The 20,240-nt window shown below is 60.8% G+C and carries 18 protein-coding genes and 1 riboswitch; of the genes, 3 read left to right on the plus strand and 15 right to left on the minus strand.

The window, feature by feature from the left end; genetic code table 11:
- Positions 1 to 165 precede the first annotated feature (165 nt).
- Both MKleb_RS13860 and MKleb_RS13865 read right to left on the minus strand, forming a co-directional pair.
- Positions 166 to 1,146 carry an IS110 family RNA-guided transposase gene (locus MKleb_RS13860; protein ID WP_032747738.1) on the minus strand — a complete coding sequence of 327 codons (981 nt, stop codon included), beginning with the start codon at positions 1,144 to 1,146 and terminating at the stop codon, positions 166 to 168.
- Positions 1,147 to 1,554: 408 nt separating this feature from the next.
- Positions 1,555 to 2,343, minus strand: coding sequence for an SDR family NAD(P)-dependent oxidoreductase (locus tag MKleb_RS13865; RefSeq protein WP_217075940.1), 789 nt, complete (start codon positions 2,341 to 2,343; stop codon positions 1,555 to 1,557).
- A gap of 116 nt (positions 2,344 to 2,459) precedes the next feature.
- On the opposite strand from MKleb_RS13865, the gene MKleb_RS13870 reads away from it, so the two are divergent.
- Positions 2,460 to 3,008 carry a TetR/AcrR family transcriptional regulator gene (locus MKleb_RS13870; protein ID WP_025108286.1) on the plus strand — a complete coding sequence of 183 codons (549 nt, stop codon included), beginning with the start codon at positions 2,460 to 2,462 and terminating at the stop codon, positions 3,006 to 3,008.
- Positions 3,009 to 3,010: 2 nt separating this feature from the next.
- On the opposite strand, the gene MKleb_RS13875 is transcribed toward MKleb_RS13870, so the two are convergent.
- The 10 genes from MKleb_RS13875 to MKleb_RS13920 all read right to left on the minus strand — a co-directional run bounded on the left by MKleb_RS13875 (position 3,011) and on the right by MKleb_RS13920 (position 16,553).
- Entirely contained in the window at positions 3,011 to 3,754 is a 744-nt protein-coding gene (locus MKleb_RS13875; RefSeq protein WP_025108285.1) for a glutamine amidotransferase, read from the minus strand.
- Positions 3,755 to 3,858: 104 nt separating this feature from the next.
- The gene (gene mrdA / locus MKleb_RS13880; protein WP_004850811.1) at positions 3,859 to 5,778 is read right to left on the minus strand and encodes a penicillin-binding protein 2; all 1,920 of its coding nucleotides are present in this window, start codon (positions 5,776 to 5,778) and stop codon (positions 3,859 to 3,861) included.
- A 186-nt stretch (positions 5,779 to 5,964) separates the two neighbouring features.
- Positions 5,965 to 7,761, minus strand: a complete 1,797-nt coding sequence (atzF, locus tag MKleb_RS13885; protein WP_025108284.1) for an allophanate hydrolase — start codon at positions 7,759 to 7,761, stop codon at positions 5,965 to 5,967.
- The gene (gene uca, locus MKleb_RS13890) at positions 7,758 to 11,363 is read right to left on the minus strand and encodes an urea carboxylase (RefSeq protein WP_025108283.1); all 3,606 of its coding nucleotides are present in this window, start codon (positions 11,361 to 11,363) and stop codon (positions 7,758 to 7,760) included. The genes atzF and uca overlap by 4 nt, the downstream gene beginning before the upstream one ends.
- Positions 11,364 to 11,531: 168 nt before the next feature.
- Positions 11,532 to 12,167, minus strand: a complete 636-nt coding sequence (locus MKleb_RS13895) for an urea amidolyase associated protein UAAP2 (protein ID WP_025108282.1) — start codon at positions 12,165 to 12,167, stop codon at positions 11,532 to 11,534.
- Positions 12,168 to 12,177: 10 nt separating this feature from the next.
- Positions 12,178 to 12,906 carry an urea amidolyase associated protein UAAP1 gene (locus MKleb_RS13900; protein ID WP_014838455.1) on the minus strand — a complete coding sequence of 243 codons (729 nt, stop codon included), beginning with the start codon at positions 12,904 to 12,906 and terminating at the stop codon, positions 12,178 to 12,180.
- Positions 12,907 to 12,910: 4 nt separating this feature from the next.
- Positions 12,911 to 13,687, minus strand: coding sequence for an ABC transporter ATP-binding protein (locus tag MKleb_RS13905; protein WP_009652163.1), 777 nt, complete (start codon positions 13,685 to 13,687; stop codon positions 12,911 to 12,913).
- Positions 13,684 to 14,499, minus strand: coding sequence for an ABC transporter permease (locus tag MKleb_RS13910; protein ID WP_009652192.1), 816 nt, complete (start codon positions 14,497 to 14,499; stop codon positions 13,684 to 13,686). The genes MKleb_RS13905 and MKleb_RS13910 overlap by 4 nt, the downstream gene beginning before the upstream one ends.
- A gap of 24 nt (positions 14,500 to 14,523) precedes the next feature.
- The gene (locus tag MKleb_RS13915) at positions 14,524 to 15,582 is read right to left on the minus strand and encodes a putative urea ABC transporter substrate-binding protein (RefSeq protein ID WP_014838452.1); all 1,059 of its coding nucleotides are present in this window, start codon (positions 15,580 to 15,582) and stop codon (positions 14,524 to 14,526) included.
- Positions 15,583 to 15,639: 57 nt separating this feature from the next.
- Positions 15,640 to 15,738, minus strand: a riboswitch (guanidine-I (ykkC/yxkD leader).
- 212 nt (positions 15,739 to 15,950) lie between these two features.
- The gene (locus MKleb_RS13920; RefSeq protein WP_014229319.1) at positions 15,951 to 16,553 is read right to left on the minus strand and encodes a helix-turn-helix domain-containing protein; all 603 of its coding nucleotides are present in this window, start codon (positions 16,551 to 16,553) and stop codon (positions 15,951 to 15,953) included.
- Positions 16,554 to 16,596: 43 nt separating this feature from the next.
- Here MKleb_RS13920 and MKleb_RS13925 point away from each other — a divergent pair, with 43 nt between their 5' ends.
- Positions 16,597 to 17,289, plus strand: a complete 693-nt coding sequence (locus MKleb_RS13925) for a B3/B4 domain-containing protein (protein WP_014229318.1) — start codon at positions 16,597 to 16,599, stop codon at positions 17,287 to 17,289.
- Positions 17,290 to 17,334: 45 nt separating this feature from the next.
- Here the strand turns inward: MKleb_RS13925 and MKleb_RS13930 are convergent, their stop codons facing one another.
- From MKleb_RS13930 to MKleb_RS13940, 3 genes are all read right to left on the minus strand, one after another.
- Positions 17,335 to 17,967, minus strand: coding sequence for a LysE family translocator (locus tag MKleb_RS13930; protein WP_014229317.1), 633 nt, complete (start codon positions 17,965 to 17,967; stop codon positions 17,335 to 17,337).
- Positions 17,968 to 18,116: 149 nt separating this feature from the next.
- Positions 18,117 to 18,584 (minus strand): DMT family transporter, encoded by a 468-nt coding sequence (locus MKleb_RS13935; RefSeq protein ID WP_025108281.1) that lies wholly within the window; start codon positions 18,582 to 18,584, stop codon positions 18,117 to 18,119.
- Between the two features lie 9 nt (positions 18,585 to 18,593).
- Positions 18,594 to 19,028, minus strand: a complete 435-nt coding sequence (locus tag MKleb_RS13940; RefSeq protein WP_004850792.1) for a DMT family transporter — start codon at positions 19,026 to 19,028, stop codon at positions 18,594 to 18,596.
- Between the two features lie 99 nt (positions 19,029 to 19,127).
- Between MKleb_RS13940 and MKleb_RS13945 the strand changes: the two genes are divergently transcribed.
- On the plus strand, positions 19,128 to 20,060 hold the full coding sequence (locus MKleb_RS13945) for a LysR family transcriptional regulator (RefSeq protein ID WP_025108280.1): 933 nt from the start codon (positions 19,128 to 19,130) through the stop codon (positions 20,058 to 20,060).
- Positions 20,061 to 20,240 lie beyond the last annotated feature (180 nt).

Genomic DNA, 20,240 nt, shown 5'->3' on the forward strand with positions numbered 1-20,240 from the left:
GTTGTCACAATATTGAGGCTACCGGCCTGAAGATGGCTGTGAACCTGTAGATACTGTGAACGCCTGCAACCATTTTTAGTTGCCGATACTTTCTCCGGCTCCCGGATGACAGGCACACCAACGACAGCACTCTCTGGTGCTGTCGTTTTTTCTCAGGGAACGTTGTTACGCTATCAACAGCTCATGCTGTGAGGCATCGAACGCCTTTCCTGACTTCAGTACTCCATAAGCCACCTGCGCCAGCTTTCGCATCATCGCCCCTATGATGACTTTTGCCCGCTTTCCGCTCTCTTCCAGCCTTTTCCTGAACGCTTTTCCCCACGCCGTATGGTACAGCGCCGATAACGCTGGCATGTATAACGCCTTGCGCAGTTGAACCGGCCCCGCTTTGCTCATCCGGCTCGCCCGCATCACGCTGCTGCCCGACTCATGCTGCACCGGCGTCAGTCCTGCATACGCCGCGAACTGCCGCGCTGTACCGAACTTCAGCCTCAGGCCCGTATACGCCAGCAGAACAGCCGCTGTTTTCTCCCCGATGCCCGGAATACTGTTCAGCAGCTTCCGCCGTCGTTTCATATCCGGGTCGTTATCCGTCAGGTCTTTTATCTGTTTTTCGATACGTGCCAGCTCCGCGCTCAGACATCCCAGCAGGATGTCAATGCTGGCCAGCTGAACCTCCGGCGCGGTTTCCCGTCGGTTTTTCTCCTGCGTCTGCATCTCTGTCAGCGCCTGATGCCTTAACACCAGGGCTTTCAGTGCCCGCTCTGTCGGATGAGGGGCCTCCCAGGCTGACGGGCGTTTTTCCCGGCAGAAGTGAGCCAGCATACGGGCGTCCACTTTGTCAGTTTTACTGCGCAACCCCTCACTCTGTGCGAAAGCTTTACTGAGGGCGGGGTTGATGATGGACACGGTATACCCGGCATCACTCAGATGCGCGGCCGCGTCTTCCATGTAGGTGCTGGTGGACTCCATGCAGACATGGGCACGGTTCACGTCATGGCCGCGAAGCCAGCGGACCAGCGCTTCGTGTCCGGAGAGGGTATTATCAAATTTTTTACAACGATGCCGGCCATCAGGGCGAAGAATATCGACATCCAGTTTAGCTTTGGCGACATCAATACCGATGAAGTGGAGTTCATTTTCCATAGTGAAACCAACCTTGCAAATACGGGTTACCGGTGAAAGCCGGTCCATGATACTGTCCGGTTTATCACATGAGAAAGAACGGCGGTCCGGTGCAAAGGATCTACGGAACAGGCGCGAAAGCCTAAGCCCGGACACGGCATCCGGACCGCCATCAGAGAGAACTGGCCGGTTCTTTCTGACGGAGTAATCATACAAGCCCGGACAGGTGCGCAGCACCGCCTCCGGGTATTCTGCCACTCAGCGCTCTTCTCCCGGGGGCGGCGCAAAGCGCCTGCCCGGGCTACCGGCCCGATGATAGCTATGCGCAGCACCGCCTTCCAGAGGCGTTGTATCTGCGCCGGGCGTGACATGGCGGGATGTTGTCGCACCGTGTATCGACTCTCCTTTCCGATACACGGTGCGACAAACTCACGATCGCGACAGGTAACGGGCCGCGGGTTCAGATTGCGCAAAGCCGGGGAGCATGGCCTGACGCGTCGCGTTCAGCGTCTGCCACTGCGTTTCATCATGCAGCGGCGGTATGGTCACCGATTCGCGGCGGTCGAACCCCACCAGGGCGGCATCCACCAGTTTATCCACCTCCATGACGCCAGGAATGGTATCCACGTCTTTGCCGCTGTGCTGCCAAATCTCGGTGCGCGTTGCCGCCGGCAGTACCGCCTGAACGTATACGCCTTTCGCGCTCAGCTCAACGTCGAGCCCCTGCGAGAGAAACAGCACAAAGGCTTTCGTGGCGCCGTAGACGGTCAACCGCATTTCCGGACCCAGCCCAACGACCGACGCAATGTTGACAATCGCCCCCTCTCCGGCCTCGGCCAGACGCGGCGCGATCGCGTTCGCCAGGCGAGCCACAGAGGTCACGTTGAGGGTAATCAGGCGAGTGATATCGTCACTGCTCTGGTGGAGGAAATCACCGGGAATCGAGGTGCCGGCATTGTTGACCAGAATCCTGATACGCGCGTCTTCCCGCAGCCGCTGCTCCACGGCGGCGATGTCGCTATCCTGGGTTAAGTCGGCCTGCAGGATGTCGACCTGAACGCCGGTTTCGTCGCGCAGCCGCTCGGCCAGCGCCGTCAGCCGCTCGTGATTACGCGCGACCAGCACCAGGTCATGGCCGCGGCGGGCAAAACGTTCGGCATAGACTGCGCCAATTCCGGTCGATGCGCCGGTTACCAGCACCGCTGATTCACTGCTCATAGGTGTACTCCTCAATTTATACATGATGGTCGTCATGTATAATGGCACGGGCTGGGTATGCTGTAAATAATGTTATATGATGGTCATCATAAATAATTTCGCAGCAGGACGACGCCATGAGAGTGAGCAGAAAACAGGTTGAAGAGAATAAGCAGACAATCCTGACCGCCGCCGGGCGGTTGTTTCGCGAGCGGGGTTTTGACGCGGTCACGGTCACCGATATTATGAAATCAGCCGGTCTGACCCACGGCGGATTCTACGGCTACTTCAAATCGAAGGATGACCTGATCGCCCAAACCCTCGCGGAACTGAAGATAGAGAACGACGCGGCGAAAAACGACGTCGTCGCGCAAATCGAGCGTTATCTTTCCCCCGAACATCGGGATAATTTTGCCAGCGGCTGCCCGCTGGCGGCGCTGGCGGCGGAAACCATCCGCCAGTCCGAACCCGCGCGTGACGAAATGAGTGCGCGGCTGCAGCAGCAGATAGCGCAGCTCAGTGAAGCGATGGATGATCGGGACGCTCAAGCCAGCCGCCGCGCGGCGATTGGCAGCTGGTCGGCCATGGTCGGCGCGTTAATTCTGGCGCGGATGACCGCAGATTCAACGTTTTCCGACGAAATCCTCGGTGAAACGGCGGCCTGGCTCGCGGAAAAACAGCGCTGAGGTTAAGCCGGGTTCAGGTCTGGCTGCAGGTAGCCTGCGACAAAGCGGATCAGAATCGCCGAGGCCACCGGGCTCTCCACAACGTCACGACTCATCCTGTCCGGGTCAACCCCCTCGTTGCGCAGCGCCGCCTGGCGGAACGCGATCAGCGAGCGGGCAATCGCCGGGGTGATCTCCGGATGAAACTGCGTAGAAACGGCATGCGTGCCGTAGCGTACAATCTGGTGAGGGTCGTGCTGCGACGAAGCCAGCACCTTCGCCCCTGGCGGTAATCGGGTGACCGTTTGCATATGCGTGAGGTGCGCGCTGAACGGCGCCGGGTGGTCAGCCAGCAGACGATCCGCCAGGCCGTGTGCGGACAGCGAAATGGTTTTACTCCCGGCTTCGCGTCCGGCTGGATGGTAGTCCACCTCACCCCCCAGGGCGTGCGCCATCAGTTGATGCCCGTAGCAAACGCCAAACAGCGGCATCTCTATCGCCATCGCCTCGCGGATCCAGGCCGCGGTCATTTCACTCCACGGCAGGCGTTCGGTCACCATATCCCAGGAGCCGGTAATCACCGCGATGGTCGCGTTATCCGGCACGGGAAGCGGCTCTCCGGCATAGACGCGCGCCACGCTGATTTTTTTGCGCCACGGCGCCAGTAAATTGCCAAACCAGAGGGGAAGATCGCCGTGGTCGGAGACGATTTCATCCGGCGGAGTCCCGGTTTGTACAAGAAGAAGCGTATTTCGGCTTAACGACATCAGAGCGCCTTTTTTCACAGCAATACAGAACGCTACTATGAGCAAAAGCGCCGGCGGCGGCAAATAACCAATCCGCTAACGCTTATGCTCAGAGTGAATAACGTTTACTGCGCGTCGGCGCTCTCCACCTGCGGCACCGTCGACGTCGCGCCCTGTTCCGCCGGCGCGTTGGCCGGGTCGAAGATATGGTCGAGGATGGCGCGCGCCGTCGGTCCCGCAACCACGCCATCGCCGCCGCCGTTCTCCAGAATCAGCGCCATCGCCACCTTCGGATGCTGATAGGGGGCAAACAGGGTATAGAAGATATGGTCGCGCAGGCGCACCGGGATCATCTTCGCGTTGTAGGTCTGGTTCTCCTTCAGGCTGAAGACCTGGGACGTCCCGGATTTTGCGGCGATCTGGTACGGCGCGGTATGGAACAGCTTATAGCCGGTGCCGTTTGGCAGGTTCGCCATGCCGTACATGCCGTTGCGCACCACGCCCCAGTACGGCGAATGCGGATCGCCAACCTGCGGCAGATCCTGCGGCGGCTGATAGCGCTCGACCTTATTACCCTGCTTCATGGAGTAAAGCAGATGCGGATTTTGCACTTTGCCGTTGTTAATCAGGGTCGTCAGCGCCTTGACCATCTGGATCGGCGTGGCAATCCAGTAGCCCTGACCGATACCGACGGAAATGGTATCCCCCTGATACCACGGTTTTTTATGCACCCGCTGTTTCCACTCCCGGCTCGGCAGCACCCCGGCATACTCCTCGTTAAGATCGATGCCGGTAGACTGACCGTAGCCAAACTTGCTTAGCCACTCGTGAATGCGGTCGATACCCATCTCAAACGCCACCTGATAGAAGAAAGTATCCGCCGATTCTTCTATCGCTTTGGTGACGTTAAGCATGCCGTGGCCGCTCTTCAGCCAGTCGCGGTAGCGGCGCTGGGTCCCCGGCAGCGTCCAGGTCGGCGCGCCGAAGAAGGAGGTGGTTGGCGTGATCACGCCCGCCGACAGCGCCGACAGCGCCATGTAAGGCTTCACCGTCGACGCGGGCGGATAGAGGCCCTGGGTGACCCGGTTAATCAGCGGCCGGTCCGGGTTATCGAGCAGCGAACGGTAGGCCTGATAGCCGATGCCCCTGACAAAGGGATTGGGATCGTAGCTGGGGCTCGACACCATGGCCAGCACGCCGCCATCGCGCGGATCGACGGCCACTACCGCCGCGCGCTGCCCCTTCAGCACCGACTCGATATACTGCTGCAGGTGCAGATCCAGCGTCAGGTAGATGTTCTTCCCGGCCACCGGCGGGACCTCTTTTAGCAGACGCACGACCCGCCCGTGGTTATCCACTTCCACTTCCTGATAGCCGGTGGTGCCGTGCAGCGCTTTCTCGTAGTAGCCTTCAATGCCCTGCTTGCCGATATTGTGGTCGGCGGCGTAGTTCTCTTCTTCCCCGGCTTTGGCCAGCTTTTGCAGATCGCTGTCGTTGATCTTCGAGACATAGCCAACCACGTGCGCCAGTTCGGCGCCGTAGGGGTAAGCGCGCTGCTGATAGCTCTCCACCGTGACGCCGGGGAAGTGAAACTCATTGACCGCAAAACGCGCTACTTCAACATCGCTCAGGTCCGATTTTAACGTCACCTCTTTGTAGCGGCTGTTGTGGTGCATATCGTCGCGGAAGTCGGCGATATCCTGCGGGGTTAAATCAACGATCGGCGTCAGCTGCTGCAGCAGCGCCGTCATATCGGCGATTTTGCTCGGGATCACCTGCAAACGGTAGAGGGTAATATTTTGTACCAGCGGGATGCCGTTGCGGTCGAAAATCAGCCCCCGGCTCGGCGCGATAGGCAGCATTTTAATGTCGTTCTGGTTTGAACGCGTCTGATAAAAGTCGTGCTGATCCACCTGCAGGCGGTAAAGATTAAGGATCAGGATGGCGAAGCAAATCACCACCAGTAGAAACGCAATGACGGCACGGCGGATAAATAGCATCTTTTCCGCTGAATGGTCGCGAATTTCATCTCTCATTAGGGACATTAGCGGTCATTTACCTGGGTTACAAAGTGCCTGAAAAGGGAAAAGCGGGGAAGAATAGCGTTATCGCAGCGGGAGCCCTACCGAAAGGTTGCTAATGATCTGGCAGAAATGTTTCAGCATGTTAGAAATTTAAGGTGACACTGTCACTAACCCCCTCCATCGCTTCTTGATGTAGGGGGTTGTAGTTTAGCGTGCCAGCCAGGCGCGCCAGCCGCCGTAGGCGGTAATCTCCGTGGCTTCGCCTAATCCGTTGGCTTCGCAGATAAAGCCCGCTAACCGGCGTCCGTCGGCAAGCTCAACTTTTCCCAGGCCTAGCGGCGCGGGGATGGCCGCCAGCAGCGAACCGACCTCCGCGCTGGGTAGCTCCCACACTTCAACCGCGATCGACGCCCCGCCGCTATCGGCGCGAACCATCGCCGGGCGTTTGCCGTCCGCGAGAGCGTATAAACGATAGTGGGGCGCGCTGCGGGTCGCCTGCAGCAGCCGACCGCCCCGCGCCAGCAGCTGGCCGTTAAGCGGCAGGCCAGAAAGATGAGCGCCGCAAACAACCAGCGCCATTCGGTCATGCCCGGCGACGCGTTCAGGCGGCGGGGTCTCCAGCCGCGCTCCGCCCGCCAGCGGCAGCCGCTCAGCGCGCTGAAACGCATCGGCCAGGCCCAGTAAATACTGGTCGGTAAAGGCCCGGCCAAACAGCGTGACGCCCGAAGGCAATCCGTCCGGCATAAATCCGCATGGCACGCTCACCGCGGCATAGTCCAGCAGGTTCATAAAGTTGGTGTAGTACCCGAGATCGGCGTTGCGCGCGATCGGCTCCGCCTCCAGCTCGTCAAGCGTCACCGGGCGCGGATAGGTGGGCGTCAGCACGCAGTCCAGGGTCTCGAGTATCGCGTCGCACCGGGCTTTGTACTGCTGTAGCTGATAGATCGCCGTAAAGGTCGCCGTGGCGTCGGTGCCCGGCGCTTTTGCCAGCACGTCGCGAATAACCGGCAGTACCGCCTCCGGCTGCCGCGCCATCAGCGGACCGACCACCGCGTAGCGTTCGGCGACCCACGGCCCGTCATACAGCAGCCGGGCTGCCGCCAGAAACGGCGTGAAATCAATCTCAACTGCCACCCCGCCCAGCGCCGTCAGCCGTTGCCGGGCCTGGGAAAACAGGCGTTCGCTTGCGCGGCAGCCGAGGAAATTGAGCTCGCGCGGAACGCCAAAACGAAACCCCGCGGACGGCCTGCCGAACGCCTGACGGCTATTCCACTGAGGATTACGGCGGCTCCAGGCGTCCTGCGGATCGCACTGTGCGACGAGCGCCAGCAGCTGGCTGGCCTCGTCGGCGGTGGGGCTGAAAAAGGTCACGCAGTCTAACGTACGACAGGCGGGGACCACCCCTGCGGTGGATATCAGCCCTTTACTGGCCTTCAGACCCACCAGGTTATTCAGCCCTGCCGGGACGCGGCCGCTACCGGCGGTATCCGTGCCCAACGAGAAGCTGGCAACGCCCAGCGCCACCGCCAGCGCGGAACCGGCGCTGGAACCGCCGGAGGGATACTCCGCATGATAGCTATTGCGGCAGCGACCGTACGGCGATCGGGTACCGTTCAGGCCGGTAGCGAACTGATCGAGATTGGTTTTACCGACCGGCACGGCGCCCAGCGCAATCAGCTGAGCGACAATCGTCGCGCTCTGCTCCGCCCGATACGCAAACGCCGGACAGGCCGCGGTGGTGACAATCTCCGCCAGATCGATATTGTCTTTGATGGCGAACGGCACGCCGTACAGCGGCAGCGCGGCCGGCGAAAGGCCATCCAGCGCCGCCAGAAACGGCTCCTGCTCCTCTTCGCTCAGAATATGGATAAACAACCGGAACTCGGGGTTCAGCGCCTGCGCCCGCTGGCGGATGTCCGCCAGCACGCTGCGCGGTGTGGTTTTACCGGTGCGATAACGCTCCGCCAGGGTTGCCAGGCGTAAATCAAACGTCTGCTGCATCATGCCTTCTCCTCAATAATCACCGCCACCCGCTGCCCGGCGCGTACCGCGCTGCCCGGCTGCACGTGAACCTGTTGAATAACGCCATCGCAGGGGGCCAGCAGCGGGATCTCCATCTTCATCGACTCCAGCACGACCAGCACATCCCCCGCGCGGACCCGGCTGCCTGCCGCCGTTTGTACTTGCCACAGGTTTCCGGAAATCGGGCTTTCCACCCCCTGTTCGCCCTGCCGCAGCGGCGCGTCTCCGCCCTCATCCACGGCGCTCTCCTGGCTGTCAAAATGGGCCTGCCCGCTGGCTATCCAGCGATCGCGTTCGGCGTTAAATGCCTGCTGCTGATGCTCGCGAAACGCGCCGATGCTGTGCGCTTCACGGCGGAGAAACTGCTGGTATTCCGCCAGCCGCAGCGTGCTGTGCTCAATGCGCAGCGGGTAGCGTCCGAGCGGGAAATCGCGGCGAATCTGCAGCAGCTCTTCGGCCGAAACCGGATAGAAACGCAGTTGGTCGAAGAAACGCAGCAGCCAGGGCTTGCCGGCAAAATCCGCTACCTCGCGATAGCGATTCCACATCTGCAGGGTCCGGCCAACGAACTGATAGCCGCCGGGCCCCTCCATGCCGTAGACGCACAGATAGGCCCCGCCGATGCCGACCGAGTTTTCCGCCGTCCAGGTGCGCGCCGGGTTGTACTTGGTGGTAACCAGGCGATGGCGCGGGTCAAGCGGCGTCGCCACCGGCGCGCCGAGATAAACATCGCCCAGCCCCATCACCAGATAGCTGGCGTCAAATACCGTATTCCATACCGCCTGTTCATCGGGCAGATCGTTGATGCGACGTATAAATTCCAGATTACTCGGGCACCAGGGCGCGTCCTGGCGCACGGTGGTCATATATTTATCGATTGCCCTGCGGCAGGCCGGATCGTCCCAGGAGAGCGGCAGATGCACCACGCGCGTCGGCACCTGCAGATCGTCACTCAGGCAGACCGTGGACCACTCGCTGCGCACCCACGCCAGCAGCGTCTCAAGGGGCAACGTTTCCGGCTGAAAATGGATTTGCAGCGAGCGAATCCCCGGGGTGATATCGATCGCGCCGTCTCTTGATTGCGCTTCCAGGGCCTGCATCAGGGCGTGAATGCGGAAACGCAGAACCAGATCCAGCTCCGGCTCCCCGGCTTCCAGCAGCAGATGCGTATCGCCGGAGAGTCGCGCCACCAGGCGTTTGTCCGCCTCGCCGCAGGTCATCACGACAGGCGACGTCAGCGGCACGGGCTGCCAGGCTATCGCCTGGTGACTTAGGGTCGCCAGCTCGGCGCGCCGCCCTTCCGCCAGCCGCCGGGCGGTGGGTAAATCCACCGCCACGAAACGTACCTTATCCCCGGCCTTGAGCTGGCCTAACTGCCAGAGGTCGGCTTCAATCACCGTGACCGGGCAGACAAAACCGCCGAGGCTCGGCCCATCCGGTCCAAGGATCACCGGCATATCGCCGGTAAAATCGACCGCGCCCACCGCGTAAGGGTTATCGTGAATATTCGACGGATGCAGCCCCGCTTCGCCGCCGCTGTCGCGGGCCCACAGCGGCTTGGGGCCAATCAGGCGCACGCCGGTGCGGCTGGAGTTAAAGTGGACCGCCCACTCCGTGGCGAAGAACGTCGCAATATATTCCGGCGCAAAGAATTCCGGCGCGCCGTGGGGGCCGTAAATCACCCGCAGCGTCCGCACCTCAGCCAGCGCTGTGCGTAGCGCGGCGGGTAGTTGATCCCCGCATCTGGCGGCGGCGTGCGGCGCCAGATGCAGCACGTCGCCTCCGCGCAGCGCCCGTCCACCGTGGCCGCCAAACTGGCCGAGGGTAAAGGTGCTTTTACTCCCCAGATAGTCCGGTACCTGAATGCCGCCGCTCAGGCAGAGATAGCTTCTGACCCCCGCGCCGCTTATCGCGCCCAGCTTCAGGGTCGCCCCCGCCGGAATAGTCAATACGCAGTCCAGCGGCTGGTCTACGCCATCGAGCGTCACCGCCAATGGCGCGCCGCACACCACCGCCTGAACGTCGGTATTAAATTTCAGGGTCGGCCCGTTGAGGGTGATTTCCAGCGCGGCCGCTCCCTCGGCATTGCCCAGCAGGCGGTTGCCGAGACGCAGGGCGCGATCGTCCATCGGCCCCGACGGCGGTACGCCCACCGCCCAGTACCCCAAACGTCCCGGATAGTCCTGCACGCTGGTCTGGGTTCCGGCGCTCAGCACCTCTACGGTCGCCGCGCGGTAGCGCAGCTGCTCGAGGCAGCGGGTCCAGGGCTCGCCTTCGGTAAAGGGCGCAAAGCCAAGAATTTGTTGCAGGTACACGCGGTTAGTTTCTACGCCGTACAGGCGGGTCTCCGCCAGCGCCTGCGCCAGGCCGGCAATAGCCTCATCGCGGCTGGGGCGCCAGGCGATCGCTTTCGCCAGCATCGGGTCGAAGAACGGCGGGACTTCGCACCCGGCTTCCACCCAGCGGTCAATACGCAGGGCTGCGCCGTCCGCCGGAGGAAAGAAGACGTCCGTTAACAGTCCGGGAGAAGGCTGGAATTGACGCCCCGGATCTTCGGCGTAAATTCGCGCCTGGATAGCGTGGCCCTGGGGCCGTAACCCGGCGGCCAGCTCAGGTAGCGGAGGCAGTTCCCCCGCCGCCAGCTCAATCATCCAGCGCACCAGGTCAACGCCCCACACCTGCTCCGTGACGCCGTGTTCGACCTGAAGCCGGGTATTTACCTCGAGGAAATAAAACTGCCGCGCCGCGCTGTCATAGACAAACTCCACCGTCCCGGCGCTGCGGTAGCTCACCGCTTTACCCAACGCGATAGCCGCCGCGCATAGCGCCTGCGCCATCCCGTCAGGCAGATTCGGCGCGGGCGTCTCTTCAATCACTTTCTGGTTACGCCGCTGGACTGAACAGTCGCGAACGCCGAGCGCGATGACCTCTCCCCGCCCGTCGCCGAAGATTTGTACCTCCAGATGGCGGGCGCGTTCGATATATTTTTCGAGAAATACCCCGCCGTCGCTGAAGTTGTTTTGTCCCAGCCGCTGCACCGCGGCAAACGCCTCAATCAGCTCACGGGCGTCGCGACAGACGCGCATGCCAATTCCGCCGCCGCCGGCGGTGCTTTTGAGCATGACCGGATAGCCCACCGCCTCAGCCGCCCGGCAGGCTTCGCCGCTGTCGGCCAGCAGCTCGCTGCCTTCCAGCAGCGGCACGCCCTCGGATTTGGCTAAGGCGCGAGCGGTATGCTTCAGGCCGAAGGTGCGCAGCTGTTGCGGAGTGGGGCCGACAAACGCCACCCCCGCCGCCTCGCAGGCCTCGGCGAAGGCCGCGTTTTCAGACAGAAAGCCGTAGCCGGGGTGGATCGCTTTGGCGCCGCTCTGCTGCGCGGCGGCCAGGATCTTCTCCGTCACCAGATAGGTTTGCGCCGCCGGGCCGTCGCCGAGGCTTAACGCTTCATCCGCGTCGCGGATATGCAGACTACTCAGGTCGGCTTCGGAATAGACGGCGACGCCCTTCACCTGCATCGCGCGCAGGGTGCGCAGAATGCGGCAGGCGATGGCGCCGCGGTTGGCAATCAGTAAGGTATCAAACATAAGCGGAACTCACAGGGTCGCGGGTCGTCCCGCAATAATTCGATGTTCCCCTGAGGTCGTCCCCGGGGTGAACCGGCGCTTAAGGTTTGCGCGTCGGCGTACTGTTCAGGCGGTCTGCGCGGACGGCGAAGAGCCGAAAGGCCAGCAGACGCCAGCGCTGCCAGCGGGTCAGTTCCATACCAGCACCTCGGCGGGCGTGGGGTTCCAGCCGTTGCAGGGATTATTTAACTGCGGACAGTTGGAAATCAGCACCACGGCGTTGCACTCGGCGCGCAGCTCAACGTATTTCCCCGCCGCCGATATCCCGTCCTCAAAGGTCAGACCGCCTTCCGGCGTTACCGGGACGTTCATGAAAAAGTTAATGTTGGCACCGATATCGCGTTTATGCAGGCGGCCATCGTGCAGGCAGGCGCAGAGGAAATTATCCCGACAGCTGTGCATATAGCGTTTATCCTGGGCGTAGCGCACGGTGTTGCTCTCCTGGGCACAGGCGCCGCCGAGGGTATCGTGGCGACCGCAGGTGTCGGCAACGATGGTCAGCAGTGGATTGCCCAGATTGGAATAGAGTACGCTGCCGGTGGTCAGATAGGTATTGCCCTGGCGGCGCAGCGTGCGCTGCGGATCGTAGCGTTCTCGGGGGTTATCGGCGTTGTAAAACAGGGTATCAATGGCCTGGTTGCCTTCGAGGTCAAGCAGGCGCAGGGTTTGCCCTTTTTGTACCTCAAACAGCCAGGGTTCCCCTGCCGGGATCACATGGCGATAGACGGCATCTTCGGGACGACGGTTACTGGCGATCAGGGTCATCGCAGCCTCCTTACAGGGCAAAAAGTTGGGTGTTGAGGAACGCGCGCTGGTTTTCATCGCGGGTAAAGAGCGCTTCCGCGGCCGCCTGCGCATCGTCAGCCTGGTACCAGCTCAGCTGGATCGGCCGCGGGGCGTACTCAGCGGCAGGGTCCTGAGGATGCGGCAGCGCGGTCAGCACCATGAGGACATCCATCGGCGCAAACAGCTCAACGTAATCTCCGGCGCGGCTGTTGGCGGAAATAAACTGAAAACGGCCATCCTCATCGACGGTGACTTTGCTGAAGAAGTTAACCACCATCAGCAGGTCCTCCAGGCCCAGATCCCATTTACCCATTTCAACCAGCAGGTTATCGACGCCGTTGCGGTAGAAGCCGTTTCGCAGCTCCTGGTAGCGTCCTGCGCCATATTTTTCACGCGTCTCGTCGGCGTTGAGTATCCCGCCGAACGGGTCGTGCCAGCCGCAGCTGTCGGCAACAATCCCGGCCAGAACGCGCCCCATATCGGAGTAGAAACAGTGCCCGGCGGTCAGGCGCGCGGTGTGCTGCCCCTTGAGGGTATCCGGCAGATTCAGGCGCTCACTCTTCTCATGGGGATTCAGCATCATCATGCTGACGTTGGCTCCGCCGTCGATATCGGTCAGGCGCAGAATCTGCCCTTTGCGCAAAATCAACGAGGTGTGCGCCCCGCCGGGTAGCCGCTCTTCGCGCAGGCTGGGGGATGAGTGAAAAAGTGCGGTCATCAAACTATCTCCTTAATGCGTAAACGTTATTGTCGCTGCCGGTGGTTATCTGCGACATTCGCGCTTCATTGAGCGGAATATCGTAGGTAACGCGCGCACCCCAGGCGTTGGGCGCCTGCGGATCGATGCGCACTTTGTCGAAAACCAGCAGCCGGGTGCCAAGGTTGAAGCCCTCCGCGAGGTCGTGGGTGACCATAAATACCGTCATCCGCGTTTCGCTCCACAGCTGGAGCAGCAGCCCGTGCATATCCTTGCGAATACCGGGATCCAGCGCGCCGAAGGGTTCATCAAGCAGCAGTACGCGCGGCTGCATGACGAAAGCCTGGGCGATCGCCAGCCGCTGCTGCATCCCGCCGGAGAGCTGCGCCGGATATTTATTCAGCGCGTGCCCCAGCCCGACTTTCTCCAGCATCCGCTGCGCCCGTTCGCGCGCGTCGCGTTTCCTGCCGGCAAACAGCCGGCCAAACAGCGGTGACGCCGGGAGTTCGAGGCCAATGGCGACGTTATCCAGCACGTTGAGGTGCGGGAAAACCGAATAACGCTGAAACACCACGCCGCGGCTGCGGTCCGGCTCCGCCGCCAGCGGCTGGCCGTCGAGGGTGATTTCCCCGCGAGTCGGCTTTTCCTGGCCGAGCAGCAGGCGTAAAAACGTCGACTTCCCGCAGCCGGACGCGCCGACCATCGAACAGAACTCGCCCTCTTTCACCTGCAAATTGATGCGCTCCAGCACCACGTGGTCGCCGTACTCCTGCCAGATATTTTTGATGTCGATAAAGCTCATGCCCGGCCTCCTTCCGCCCACGGGAAACAGGCTTTGTGCAGCTGACGCAGCGCCAGATCCATCAGCCATGCCAGCAGGGTTATCCAGATGACGTAAGGAATAATCACATCCATCGCCATATAGCGGCGGACGAGGAATATGCGATAGCCGAGACCGGCGGTGGCGGAAATGGCCTCGGCGGAGATCAAAAACAGCCATGCGGAGCCCAGCAGCAGGCGCAGGGAGGTTATCAGCCGCGACAGCAGCTGCGGCAGCACTACCCGCAGCACCACCGTCCAGCTATTGGCGCCGAGGGTTTGCGCTTTGATAAACAGCTCCGCCGGGATTTCCCGCGCCCGCTGTTCAAGGTCGCGCGCCAGCATCGGCGTAATGCCAATGACGATAAGCATCACTTTTGATAGCTCATCCAGGCCGAAGACGATAAACAGCACCGGCAGGATCGCCAGCGGCGGGATCATCGACACCACGGTCATCAGCGGCGACAGCGCCGCGCGGTACATCGGGAACACGCCGGCGGCGATGCCGATGCCCAGGCCAATCAGCGACGAGAGCGCCAGACCAATCAGCAGGCGGCTCATACTAATCAGCGTGTCGGCCCACAGCAGATACTCGCCGCTGCGTTTATCCGGGGTGAAGGCCATCCGATCGATGGCCGCGATCATCTGCGACAGGCCGGGCAGCAGCTTATCCTGCGGGTTGGCTTCCAGCCGCACCGCCGAACCGATAAACCAGGCGGCGATCATCAGGACGAAGGGCAATAGCATCAGCGTCAGGCGCATACCCTGCCGGGGATAGCGGTTAATGTGGCGCATGGCGTGGACTCCCAAGGTCAATCATTACAGCTGCCCCGCCGCGGCCAGCTTCAGATAGCTGTCGTCAAAGCGCAATTTGCTGTTGGCGGTATCGCCGACGGTGACGCCGCCGGGGAAGGTCATGCCGATAAAGTCAGCGCTCTGCGCCCCCTCTCCCAGCAGCCCTTTATCAAAAGAGAACTGCGCCACCCGCTGCATGGTTTTTGCCAGCGCCGGCGAGGAGATAAACGTCAGGGTATCGGCAGGCGTCCAGAAGAGATGGGTTGTTTTTAGCTGCGCCCGGTAGCCCGCGAGGTCGGTGCCGGAATCGGCGGCCATTGCGCTTAGCGCCTGCGTATCTCCGGCCTGCATTTTGGCCATCATCTCGAACCAGGCGCCGGTCAGGGCTTTACCCAGCGCCGGGTTATCTTTCAGGGTCTGAGTATTCACCACCATCATGTCGATCAGCTCGCCGGGAACCTGCGAAGAGCTAAAGACCTCCGTGGTTTGCGGCGTCTTTTTGATAACCGAAAGCTGCGGATTCCAGGCCACCGCCGCGCGTACGCCGCTGGTGCCAAAAGCCGAGACGATATCCGCATCCGAGGTATTGACCACTTTGACGTCTTTTTCCTGCAGCCCGGCTTTTTCCAGACCGCGAACCAGCAGGTAGTGCGATACCGAAAGCTCCGGGAGATACACCGCCATGCCTTTCAGATCGCTGAGCTTTTTATCCGCCCCCTTCAGCACCACGCCGTCGTTGCCGTCGGAGTAGCTGCCGGTAATGAGCGCCGTGGTATCAACGCCCCCCGCCGCCGGAATGGTCAGGGCATCCATGTTGGTCATGGTGCAGCCGTCAAACTGGCCCGCGGTGTACTGGTTAATGGATTCGATGTAGTCGTTCAGCTGAACGATATTGATTTTGATGCCGTATTTGCTGGCCCATTTATCGATGATCTTTTCGTTGCTGATGGTGCCCCAGGGCATCCATCCGGCATAGATAGTCCAGCAGATGTTGAACTCTTTTTTGACGGCGGCAAACGAGGGGACGCTGGCCAGCAGCGCCAGCGACAGGATAAGAGAGCGGAGGATCGGCGGTGTCTTCATGGTGGACCTCTGGTTAGCACGAGAAACGGGGGCAGCGCGACACCCAACGGTGCTGCTGTCTCCCGGGCTTTTGTCCCGCCGTGTAACCTCGCAGAGGTCGCCAGCTCTCGGACCAGACGTTCACCTGAGTGAACCGGAACCCTAGCCAGCTATTGTGTTATCTCAATTGTCTGTTGCGCTGCCTTCTGAACAGGAGTGTGCAAGGTCTATGCCAGGCGCGCAGCGCGCGTAAAATCAGCCCTACGGCGGCAGGCGCCGCCGCGGCTCCCAAAAATGGGGAGTGATGATGGGGCATTGCATGGATTTGGTGCGTATGGCGTGAAGGCGGCGAGCGGTCGGGACGATAGCCGCTCGCCGGGAAACGCTTGCTAGCGCGCTTTTTCGCTCACCGTCATGGTGAATCGCGCGATCTTATCCCCGGCGTTAGCGTAGCTATGCGGGGCGTCGGTACGCGCGACGGCGGAATCCCCCTCTCGAATCAGATAGACCCCGTCGTTAACCGTCAGGGTTAAGGCGCCCTCGGTCACGAAAAGCAGCTCAGTCGTCCCCTCCCCGTGCCCCGGCGATGTGAACATTTCTCCCGGATTGAGGCTCCACTGCCAGAGCTCAACCATATCCGGACCGCTGGTACCGGCAAGGAGCCGCGCCTTGCCGCCCTGCTCGCCCTGCCACAGCGTGGGAATCTCGCCTTCTGCAATCACCTTTACCGGCGGCGCGGTGGCGACATTGACAAAATCGGCCACGGAAACGCCCAGCGCCGAGGCCAGACGGCACAACAGCGCAATGCTGGGATTGGCCCTGCAGGCTTCAATGTCTACCAGCATACCTTTGCTGACGCCCGCGCGTCGCGACAGCTCATCCAGGGAGATCTTCTTTTCCGCCCGGTAGCGCTTAATGCGCGCCGCAACGGCTTCATTAATCATGGCGGCATCGGCGCCCGCGTCGGTCGTTATATTGACTTTATTGGTCATCGGTCGATATTATGCTTTAAAATGGTCGTTACAGGATTATCCAATGAATAGCGTATTACCGTCAATCAGCCCGCAGGTCTCCGCGCTGGCCCCCGGCTTTCGCGCCCTGAGCATTGATGTCGTTTCCGCCGCCGTACGCGCCCCCCTGGTCGGGTCCGATGCGCTCCGCTCCGCCTGCCAGGCGGTTATCGCCGGCGAGCCGCAGTGGGCGGAGGCGCACCTGCAGGCCTGGAACGAGGTATTCCGCGCCTTTGGCGCAAAACCCAAGCGGACGCCCTGCTCGGCGGAAGCCTTGCGCAGGCGGGTGCTGCGCGATGGCGAGATGGCTGCGATCGATCCCATCGTCGATCTCTATAATGCGGTGAGCCTGCGCTACGCCGTGCCGGTCGGCGGCGAAAACCTGGCGGCTTACGTTGGCGCCCCGCACCTCAAGCTCGCGGACGGCAGCGAACCGTTCGATACCGTCAAAGAGGGGCAGATCGTTCACGAATATCCCGACGCGGGAGAAGTGGTCTGGGGCGACGATCGCGGCGTGACCTGCCGACGCTGGAACTGGCGACAGGGAGTACGTACTCGTCTGAGCGTGGAGAGTCCGCGGATGTGGTTTATTCTTGAAAGCCTGCCGGAAATGCCGCTTAGCGCGCTGCAGGAGGCGGGAGAGATGCTGAGCAACGGCCTGCTGGAGATGATGCCGGAGGCGACGATCCGCTCACAGCTGATAGGGCCAGGAGCCTAAAGCCATTCCTTGCGCCCGGCAGCGTAGCACCGCCGGGCGCAGCGATTACTTCCGCGCCTCGAAGGCAATTTTCACCGCCATCCCCGCCAGCACCGTCGCCATCAGCCAGCGCTGAAACTGCTGCCATAACGGGCGCCCCGCGAGAAACAGCGACACCTGCCCGGCCATCACCACAATCAGCGCATTAACCGCTACGCTAATGAGCGCCTGCGTCCCTCCCAGCACCAGCGACTGCGCAAGGATGCTGCCGTGTCCGGGAGAGATAAACTGCGGCAGCAGTGAGAGATACATGATGGCGATTTTAGGGTTCGCCAGGTTAGTAATAAAGCCCATCATAAACAGCTTACGGCCGCTATCGGCAGGCAGGTCGCGCACCGCAAAGACCGAGCGCCCGCCGGGCTTCACCGCCTGCCAGGCCAGATAAAGCAGATAGACCACGCCGCTGATGCGCAACGCGTCGTAAGCGTAGGGAACGGCGAAGATCAGTGCGGTAATACCGAAAGCGGCGCACAGCATATAAAACACAAACCCCAGCGCCACCCCGCCGAGGGAGACCAGTCCGGCCCTTCTTCCCTGGCAAATCGAGCGCGAAATCAGATAGATCATATTCGGCCCCGGGGTCAATACCAGGCCAAGGGCAACAAGCGCGAAGGTCAGCAGCGACGGTATCTCAGGCATAGCGTATCTCCGGTAAAGTGATGTGATGCCCAGGCGCGCGGCGGCGATCCCCATGCTCCCCGACAGTACCTGTCTAAAGCGCCAGTCACAGGGTGACGAACAGTATGACCGCGGTTGGCGATGTGCGACAACTCACCTGAACAGGTGGGCTAACTCTCCTTATCTTCAGCTTTTGCCGCCGCGCTGGAGCGGTAAATAAAGAACAGCGCCAGCCCCAGACAGACGATGGCCCCCAGCCGCCCCGCTGAAAAGGCAATGGCGTCGTTACCCAGCCAGCCAAAATTATCGATCAGCAGACTCATGGCCAGTTGGCCAAAAATCACCGCCACCGTGGCTGTCGCGGTACCGATACGCTGCACCGCCACCACCATAATTACGATATAGGGAACCCCGCAAAATGCGCCCAGCAGCTGCCATTTCGGCACATCCAGCAGCGTTGTCGACTGATGGGGGGCAAAATAAAAAATCAGCAGCGCCGTGATCAAGGCGCCCACCGCAAACGTGAGAAACGCGCTGCGAAATACGCCCACCTGGCTGCCCAAACGGCCATTAATCGCCGCCTGCATACTCAGCATCGCGCCGCCGACCAGCGCCAGCAAAATCATTATGCTACTCATGTTAACTCCTCAGCTTGTGGCGATCAGAATCAGGGCGACGATGATAAACAGCAGCGCGATAACCCGCCGTCCATCGATTTTACGTTTTGCCGAACCAAACAGACCGTAGTGGTCAATCAGCAGGCTTTTGCATACCTGACCGGCCAGAATGCCGATCATCGTCATGGCGATACCGATAACCGGTACGGCGATGGTTAAGATGACGACGTAAATGGGCCCCAGTACGCCCCCGGTAAGCTGCCAGCCCGGTAAGGAGAAGAACGAGGGACCCTGCCTGGGGCCAAACAGCAGCATCAGCAGAAAGGTTAGCGCGCTCCCGACGCTAAAAATGCTGAAGGTGGCCCACAGGTCCCCTACCTGACCGGCAAGCGGCCCGAGTAGTCCGGCTTCCACGGATAACCCCATGCCGCCGGCAATCACAAGAAAAATAAGTAATAACTGCATCGTTGATATCCGATTATTGATTGGGTGGCAGAGCATAAAGCAGCGAAGTAATGTGAAAAACGATACAATCAGGTAAACACTTTTGCGGATATTGCATTAATGAGCGATGCGGGTAATGTAAATTTTCGGGCGCTACAGCTGTTTATCGCCGTCTATGACAGCCAGAGTTTCTCCGTGGTGGCGAGGCGGGAAGGCGTTTCGCCCTCGATGGTGTCGCGCGTCATTCACCAGCTTGAGGATGCGCTCGGCCAGCAGCTCTTTTATCGTAATACCCGGGCGGTGGTTCCCACCGAAGCGGGACGCCTGTTTGCCGAACATGCCAGAGGGCTCGGCGAACGGTTCAGCGTTGCCAGGCGTGACCTGCAGGACCGTCGTCTTGAGCCGGGTGGACTGGTGCGGATCAACGCCCCGGTCTATTTTGGCCAGCGCCATATCGCGCCGTGGCTGCCGGGGCTGACGCAGCGCTATCCACATATGCAAATTGCGCTGGCGCTGACCGATGATTTTATCGATCCGCACCGCGAAGCGACCGACCTGATTTTCCGCATCGGCAGCCTGCCGGACTCCAGCGTTCATGCCAGAGTACTGGGTATGCAGCATCACTATCTGGTTGCGGCTCCGGACTATCTGCAGCGCTGCGGCACGCCGGAGAAACCGGAAGATCTTCGCCACCACAGCACGCTGGTCTACAGCGGTTCAAATGGACCTAACCGCTGGCTGTTCCGCCTCGGGGAGGGAGAATGGGTTCACTATCCGCAAACGCCGCGGCTGGCATCAAATAACGCCGATGCTCTGCTGACCGCTGCGCTGGGAGGCATGGGGGTGGTGCTCTTTCCCGATTGGATGGTCAATGAAGCCATGGGGGCTGGAAGGCTGGTTCAGCTGATGCCTCACTACAGCGCGGCGATCGGCAGCAGCCCCTCGCCGGTGTCGGCGATCTACCCTCACGCCCGTCATCCTTCGTTAAACGTACGTGCGGTAATAGACTATTTTATCGACGTTTTTGGTACGCCTTTATACTGGCAGCGCTAAGCCGTTTTACGCACTAAAATTGTCGTAACTCAAACAATCGGTCTTCGCTGGCGGGGATGATGTCTTAACGATTCCTTTACGCGTATGTTACGACTATTGTGGTTGAGTCAATACTGAACAATCAATCATTGAACAATGATATATGTTCGGTTTTTACAAAGGCATTGAACGGAAATAACT

The organism is Klebsiella sp. PL-2018, from assembly GCF_019048985.1.
Taxonomy (GTDB): domain Bacteria; phylum Pseudomonadota; class Gammaproteobacteria; order Enterobacterales; family Enterobacteriaceae; genus Klebsiella; species Klebsiella michiganensis.